2 protein-coding genes are annotated in these 2,509 nt (G+C 28.7%); both read right to left on the bottom strand.

Annotated elements, in window-relative coordinates:
- Nucleotides 1–205: 205 nt before the first annotated feature.
- Nucleotides 206–1,108, bottom strand: a complete 903-nt coding sequence (gene miaA / locus U9R42_09490) for a tRNA (adenosine(37)-N6)-dimethylallyltransferase MiaA (GenBank protein ID MEA3496254.1) — start codon at nt 1,106–1,108, stop codon at nt 206–208.
- On the bottom strand, nt 1,099–2,367 hold the full coding sequence (locus U9R42_09495; GenBank protein ID MEA3496255.1) for a glycosyltransferase: 1,269 nt from the start codon (nt 2,365–2,367) through the stop codon (nt 1,099–1,101). The genes miaA and U9R42_09495 overlap by 10 nt, the downstream gene beginning before the upstream one ends.
- Nucleotides 2,368–2,509: the final 142 nt, after the last annotated feature.

Below are 2,509 nucleotides of genomic sequence, written 5' to 3' on the forward strand. Positions count from 1 at the left end.
GGAGAAATCTATGTAATTTAACTACATTTCTCCAAGTATAAAAATTATAAAGTGGAGAAATCTATGTAATTTAACTACATTTCTCCAAGTATAAAAATTATAAAGTGGAGAAATCTATGTAATTTAACTACATTTCTCCAAGTATAAAAATTATAAAGTGGAGAAATCTATGTAATTTGACCACATTTCTCCAATCAATAAAAATCTATTGACAGTCATTTATTATAATTTCAATTTTCTCATCCATGGGTAAATTTACATCAATCCATGTAATTTCAAAACCATCCCTTTGCATTTTTCTAAACCATGTCATTTGCCTTTTAGAGAACTGATGAATTGATGAATTCAATCTTTGAAACATATCATTATAGTTTATTTCGCCTAAAACAAATTGAGTAATAAATTTGTATTCCAAACCATAGTATTTAAGCTTGTCAGCTTTTATTCCTTTATTAATAAGTGTTTTAACTTCGTCTATCATTCCTTCATCCAACCTTTGTTTTAGTCGGGTTGTGATTTTTTTTCTTAGCTCATCCCTTTCAACTTTTGTAGCAAATATTTTAGTATTAATTTGAGGATAGTCACTGTGTTCCTTATGTTCGTCATAATAAGTTTCTATTTCAATAGCCCTTTCCAATCTCTTTCTGTTTTCCGTATCGGTTTTATTGTGAAGATTTTTAAAATTACTAAGTCTTTCAATAAGCTCATGTTGAGATTTTTCGGATAACTTTTCTCGTAATTTCTGATTAGGTGGTACTCTTAAAAGTTTATAACCTTTAAGTACGGCTTCAACATACAAACCTGTTCCACCACAAAGAACAGCTTGTTTTTTTCTTTGCTTAATATCATTAAATACTTTTAAAAAATCTTTTTGATATTCATAAACATTGTATTCATAACCAGCTTCAACAATGTCAATTAAATGACAAGGGATTTGTTTTTCTTTAATCACATAATCATAATAATCTTTACCGGTACCAATATTCATATCACGATAAACCTGTCGAGAATCAGCACTTATAATTTCACCATCAATTTTATAAGCAAGATTTACTGCAAGAGATGTTTTACCTGTTGCTGTAGGACCAACTATGGTTATTAAATCCATTCCCCTTCTTTTATTCTTTTTATTTCTTTTCGCTGAAGTTTTTCTTCTACATTTTCTAAAAGATTCCTGATTCTGTTAAGAACATAATTATTTGAAAACTCAAAAGAAAGATATTTAAGATCATATTCAAAATCCTTTAATTCATCCTTTGATAAAAAATTAAGCATAAAATCTTTCAAAATATCTTCATCCTTGCTCTCAACTTTTTGCTGTTCACTTTTCAAATACTGTAATATTCGCAATCCATCAACTTTTGAATGACAAGCTTTTACAAATAGTTTCTTAGTATTATAATTTTGTCGTAATGGTTGCCAAATATTTTCACTTTTAAATTGCCCATAAAGAAATTCAGTCATTGGTGTTTCTAAATCGTCTTTAAACAAATCATTAAAAAGCTGATAAGTGGTTTCAACATTATCAAATAATTTATAATCATAAATTGGATAACTTTCCCAGTTACCTTTACTTCCTTTTATCAATGCTGGTCCTGTTCCAAAATCAACCCTATCGGAATATCTTGTTTTTGGATGTACTTTTTGAGAATTATGGTTTAAAACAATTCCATATTTCCTTAATTTTTGAAGAAAATAGAAATCTTCTCCTGCTTTTTTGGGAGTAATTCCAGATACCACAACATAAACCCAAACGGGAAGTGCTATTGCAGATCCAAGTGCTGTAAAAGAATAAGGGGAACCAATCCTATGCATATTAATTGCATAATAACGCATATAAATTTCGTATCTCAACATTGCCCTATCAAGCTCATAATTTTTTTCAAGGTTGTGGTAATAGGGTACTGAAATAGCAGTAATTTGGGGAAATTCATTAAAGGAATCAACAATAGATTGAAAATATTCCGAATAAAATATTGTATCAGCATCAAGACTTATTATTAAATCTGTGGATTTGGAATCCTCTTTTATTTTGTCCATAACGAGCTTTCGAGCCCAGCCTACTCCTCCTCTTGTAGGAATCCATCCATTGCCTTTTGTACATTTATCAATGACTGTTACAGAACATTTACTTATGGAATGTAAATATTCAACAGTCTTTACATTATTCTTGCATATTTTTATTTTCTCATCATCTTCCCACCATTCCTCTGGTTGGTTTACACACACATAAACATGAAATTTCTTATAGCTTTGAGAAATAATTGAATTAATTGTATGTGGCAAACTCTCTAATTCATTCATTGCAGGAATTGCAACATAAATTACAGGCTTTTCCGATATTTTTATCTTTTTTTCCTTTCCCAATGTAAAAATACTATTTTTAAAATTATCAAAACAAATTTGAAAGAATCAATCTGAATCAATAAATGTTAAAAAATCAAATTTAAGTTTGAAATAAATAAACTGCAAATTAAGTTATAAAATTTGACTTTTTAGAGTAAGCTCA

The organism is Bacteroidota bacterium (assembly GCA_034723125.1).
Taxonomy (GTDB): domain Bacteria; phylum Bacteroidota; class Bacteroidia; order CAILMK01; family JAAYUY01; genus JAYEOP01.